Annotated in this window: 2 tRNA genes and 3 rRNA genes; all 5 read right to left on the bottom strand. The window is 51.9% G+C overall.

Features of this window, described 5'->3' with window-relative positions:
• Positions 1-102: 102 nt before the first annotated feature.
• Positions 103-215, bottom strand: a 5S ribosomal RNA gene (rrf, locus tag APY03_RS36305).
• A gap of 117 nt (positions 216-332) precedes the next feature.
• Positions 333-3,203 (bottom strand): 23S ribosomal RNA (locus APY03_RS36300).
• 313 nt (positions 3,204-3,516) lie between these two features.
• Positions 3,517-3,592 (bottom strand) — tRNA-Ala (locus APY03_RS36295).
• A gap of 28 nt (positions 3,593-3,620) precedes the next feature.
• Positions 3,621-3,697, bottom strand: a tRNA-Ile gene (locus tag APY03_RS36290).
• Between the two features lie 73 nt (positions 3,698-3,770).
• A 16S ribosomal RNA gene (locus APY03_RS36285) occupies positions 3,771-5,305 on the bottom strand.
• Together the 16S, 23S and 5S rRNA genes with 2 tRNA genes alongside form the textbook arrangement of a ribosomal RNA operon.
• Between the last annotated feature and the right edge of the window lie 275 nt (positions 5,306-5,580).

Genomic DNA, 5,580 nt, shown 5'->3' with positions numbered 1-5,580 from the left:
CATGGACACAAGCCCGCAGCTCAAGACGGGATCACCGCGCGCTTACGACGTGCAAAGCAAAAAGCCCAACCATTGCTGGTTGGGCTTTTTGTGGCTGTAAGAGCCTGACGATGACCTACTTTCACACGGGAACCCGCACTATCATCGGCGCTGAGGCGTTTCACTGTCCTGTTCGGGATGGGAAGGAGTGGGACCACCTCGCTATGGTCATCAGGCATAAAGGGTTGCTGTCTTGGTGTTGAGGTCAAGACGGCGAATTCATAGAGTTAAATCAGCTTGGTATTTGACTGCGTCACTTGGCATAACACCTTGATCTTGGAGATCAAAGTTATAGGGTCAAGCCGCACGAGCAATTAGTATCGGTTAGCTTAACGCATTACTGCGCTTCCACACCCGACCTATCAACGTCCTGGTCTAGAACGACTCTTCAGGGGGCTCGAGGCCCCGGCAGATCTCATCTTGAAACGAGTTTCCCGCTTAGATGCTTTCAGCGGTTATCTCTTCCACACTTAGCTACTCGGCAATGCCACTGGCGTGACAACCGATACACCAGAGGTGTGTCCACTCCGGTCCTCTCGTACTAGGAGCAGGCTTCCTCAAATCTGCAGCGCCCACGGAAGATAGGGACCAAACTGTCTCACGACGTTTTAAACCCAGCTCACGTACCTCTTTAAATGGCGAACAGCCATACCCTTGGGACCGGCTACAGCCCCAGGATGAGATGAGCCGACATCGAGGTGCCAAACACCGCCGTCGATATGAACTCTTGGGCGGTATCAGCCTGTTATCCCCAGAGTACCTTTTATCCGTTGAGCGATGGCCCTTCCATACAGAACCACCGGATCACTATGTCCTGCTTTCGCATCTGCTCGACTTGTCAGTCTCGCAGTTAAGCACGCTTATGCCATTGCACTATCGTCACGATGTCCGACCGTAACTAGCGTACCTTCGAACTCCTCCGTTACGCTTTGGGAGGAGACCGCCCCAGTCAAACTGCCTACCATGCACTGTCCCCGATCCAGATGATGGACCTAGGTTAGAACCTCAAACACACCAGGGTGGTATTTCAACGTTGGCTCCATGCGATCTAGCGACCGCACTTCAAAGCCTCCCACCTATCCTACACAGATCTGTTCAAAGTCCAATACAAAGCTACAGTAAAGGTTCATGGGGTCTTTCCGTCTTTCCGCGGGGAGATTGCATCATCACAAACATTTCAACTTCGCTGAGTCTCAGGAGGAGACAGTGTGGCCATCGTTACGCCATTCGTGCAGGTCGGAACTTACCCGACAAGGAATTTCGCTACCTTAGGACCGTTATAGTTACGGCCGCCGTTTACTGGGACTTCAATCAAGAGCTTGCACCCCATCATTTAATCTTCCAGCACCGGGCAGGCGTCACACCCTATACGTCCACTTTCGTGTTTGCAGAGTGCTGTGTTTTTAATAAACAGTCGCAGCCACCGATTTTTTGCAACCCATTCATGCTCCGTTGTTCACTTCACACTAATAGGGCACACCTTCTTCCGAAGTTACGGTGTCAATTTGCCGAGTTCCTTCTCCTGAGTTCTCTCAAGCGCCTTAGAATACTCATCTCGCGCACCAGTGTCGGTTTGCGGTACGGTCGTGTGCAGCTGAAGCTTAGTGGCTTTTCCTGGAACCTCGTTCAGTCACTTCACCAGCAAGCTGGCTCGATCGTTGGCCTCGGTATATGTGCGCCGGATTTGCCTAACGCACGCCTACTTCCAACTAAACCGGGATATCCAACACCCGGATGACCTATTAAGATCCGTCCCCACATCGCACTACACATCGGTACAGGAATATTGACCTGTTTCCCATCAGCTACGCATCTCTGCCTCGCCTTAGGGGCCGACTCACTCTACGCCGATGAACGTTGCGTAGAAAACCTTGCGCTTACGGCGAGGGGGCTTTTCACCCCCTTTAACGCTACTCATGTCAGCATTCGCACTTCTGATACCTCCAGCACGCTTTACAACGCACCTTCACAGGCTTACAGAACGCTCTCCTACCACGCACAGTAAACTGTGCATCCGCAGCTTCGGTAACTGGCTTAGCCCCGTTACATCTTCCGCGCAGGACGACTCGATCAGTGAGCTATTACGCTTTCTTTAAATGATGGCTGCTTCTAAGCCAACATCCTGACTGTTTTAGCCTTCCCACTTCGTTTCCCACTTAGCCAATTTTAGGGACCTTAGCTGGCGGTCTGGGTTGTTTCCCTCTTGAGTCCGGACGTTAGCACCCGGTGCTCTGTCTCCCAAGCTGTACTCGTCGGTATTCGGAGTTTGCCTTGGTTTGGTAAGTCGCCATGACCCCCTAGCCAAAACAGTGCTCTACCCCCGACGGTAATACTTGAGGCACTACCTAAATAGTTTTCGGAGAGAACCAGCTATTTCCAAGTTTGTTTAGCCTTTCACCCCTATCCACAGCTCATCCGCTAGTTTTGCAACACTAGTCGGTTCGGACCTCCAGTACCTGTTACGGCACCTTCATCCTGGCCATGGATAGATCACTTGGTTTCGGGTCTACACCCAGCGACTAGACGCCCTATTCGGACTCGATTTCTCTACGGCTTCCCTATTCGGTTAACCTTGCCACTGAATGTAAGTCGCTGACCCATTATACAAAAGGTACGCCGTCACCCTTGCGGGCTCCGACTTTTTGTAAGCATGCGGTTTCAGGATCTATTTCACTCCCCTCCCGGGGTTCTTTTCGCCTTTCCCTCACGGTACTAGTTCACTATCGGTCGATGATGAGTATTTAGCCTTGGAGGATGGTCCCCCCATCTTCAGACAGGATTTCTCGTGTCCCGCCCTACTTTTCGTCAGCTCAGTACCACACAAGTCTTTTCACGTACGGGGCTATCACCCACTATGGCCGGCCTTTCCAAGCCGCTCCGTTAAGTCTCGTGCTATCACTAACAGGCTTTTCCGATTTCGCTCGCCACTACTTTCGGAATCTCGGTTGATGTCTTTTCCTCGAGCTACTGAGATGTTTCAGTTCACCCGGTTCGCCTCGCTACCCTATGTATTCAGATAACGATACCTTTCGGTGGGTTTCCCCATTCGGAAATCTCCGGATCAAAGCTAATTTGCCAGCTCCCCGAAGCTTATCGCAGGCTATCACGTCCTTCGTCGCCTATCATCGCCAAGGCATCCACCACATGCTCTTATTCACTTGACCCTATAACTTTGACGTTTCTTCACAGAAACCAAAGTCCATCAAGGAATGTGTCAGGTCTTTCACCTGACGCGTTATGCCGTCTTCATTCGAATTGCTTCGAAGTGAAGTTCATTTGACGCAATCAAAAATTCTTGCTGCTGATGGCACGGTCCGCACTAAACCTTTACGAATGTGCAGTTTCCATCAGCAACGCTGATTCGACTCTATGAATTTTTAAAGAACAGCCGATTGATCGAACAATCTCGATCAACAACAAAGAGGCCTCGCACTTTCGCACAAAGCCGCTTTGGTGTTGAAGAATCTACCAGAATGATGGTGGAGGATGACGGGATCGAACCGACGACCCCCTGCTTGCAAAGCAGGTGCTCTCCCAGCTGAGCTAATCCCCCGATGTCCTCTCACTTGGATATCAGAAGATGGTGGGTCTAGTTGGGCTCGAACCAACGACCCCCGCCTTATCAAGACGGTGCTCTAACCAGCTGAGCTACAGACCCGTGGCCGAAACAAATCGACCTCTTCCAACAACCGATAAGTGTGGGCGTTCAATTTGAACGGCATTGTTTCCAGAAAGGAGGTGATCCAGCCGCACCTTCCGATACGGCTACCTTGTTACGACTTCACCCCAGTCACGAACCCTGCCGTGGTAATCGCCCTCCTTGCGGTTAGGCTAACTACTTCTGGCAGAACCCGCTCCCATGGTGTGACGGGCGGTGTGTACAAGACCCGGGAACGTATTCACCGTGACATTCTGATCCACGATTACTAGCGATTCCGACTTCACGCAGTCGAGTTGCAGACTGCGATCCGGACTACGACTGGCTTTATGGGATTAGCTCCCCCTCGCGGGTTGGCAACCCTTTGTACCAGCCATTGTATGACGTGTGTAGCCCCACCTATAAGGGCCATGAGGACTTGACGTCATCCCCACCTTCCTCCGGTTTGTCACCGGCAGTCTCATTAGAGTGCCCAACTAAATGTAGCAACTAATGACAAGGGTTGCGCTCGTTGCGGGACTTAACCCAACATCTCACGACACGAGCTGACGACAGCCATGCAGCACCTGTGTTACGGTTCTCTTTCGAGCACTAAGCCATCTCTGGCAAATTCCGTACATGTCAAAGGTGGGTAAGGTTTTTCGCGTTGCATCGAATTAAACCACATCATCCACCGCTTGTGCGGGTCCCCGTCAATTCCTTTGAGTTTCAACCTTGCGGCCGTACTCCCCAGGCGGTCAACTTCACGCGTTAGCTTCGTTACTGAGTCAGTGAAGACCCAACAACCAGTTGACATCGTTTAGGGCGTGGACTACCAGGGTATCTAATCCTGTTTGCTCCCCACGCTTTCGTGCATGAGCGTCAGTGCAGGCCCAGGGGATTGCCTTCGCCATCGGTGTTCCTCCGCATATCTACGCATTTCACTGCTACACGCGGAATTCCATCCCCCTCTGCCGCACTCCAGCGATGCAGTCACAGATGCAGTTCCCAGGTTGAGCCCGGGGATTTCACAACTGTCTTACATCACCGCCTGCGCACGCTTTACGCCCAGTAATTCCGATTAACGCTTGCACCCTACGTATTACCGCGGCTGCTGGCACGTAGTTAGCCGGTGCTTATTCTTACGGTACCGTCATGAGCTCCCTTTATTAGAGAAAGCCTTTTCGTTCCGTACAAAAGCAGTTTACAACCCGAAGGCCTTCATCCTGCACGCGGCATGGCTGGATCAGGCTTGCGCCCATTGTCCAAAATTCCCCACTGCTGCCTCCCGTAGGAGTCTGGGCCGTGTCTCAGTCCCAGTGTGGCTGGTCGTCCTCTCAGACCAGCTACAGATCGCAGGCTTGGTGAGCCTTTACCTCACCAACTACCTAATCTGCCATCGGCCGCTCCATTCGCGCAAGGCCTTGCGGTCCCCTGCTTTCATCCGTAGATCTCATGCGGTATTAGCACAGCTTTCGCTGCGTTATCCCCCACGATTGGGCACGTTCCGATGTATTACTCACCCGTTCGCCACTCGCCACCAGGATTGCTCCCGTGCTGCCGTTCGACTTGCATGTGTAAGGCATGCCGCCAGCGTTCAATCTGAGCCAGGATCAAACTCTATAGTTCGATCTTGAATTTAACGTCTCTCGCGAGACAAACTCATAAAAACGGAATTGAAGTGAACTTCACTTCTATTCTCATGAGCATTTAAAGCCTGAAAGGCTTCGTTCCGAAGAACTCGACCATTCGCCTCAAACGCCCACGCTTATCGGCTGTATGTTTTTAAGGATCCCAACAAGTCAGGCAACTCTCCCCGCCTTCCTTGCCAACTTCACTGCGATCAGCGAAGCCTTAGATTATCACACGATTTTTCAAGAACCGCCAAACTTTTTTTGAAGCCC

Source organism: Variovorax sp. WDL1, assembly GCF_001541225.1.
In the GTDB taxonomy this organism is placed as follows: domain Bacteria; phylum Pseudomonadota; class Gammaproteobacteria; order Burkholderiales; family Burkholderiaceae_C; genus Variovorax.
This window is presented reverse-complemented; position numbering and strand designations above follow the sequence as displayed.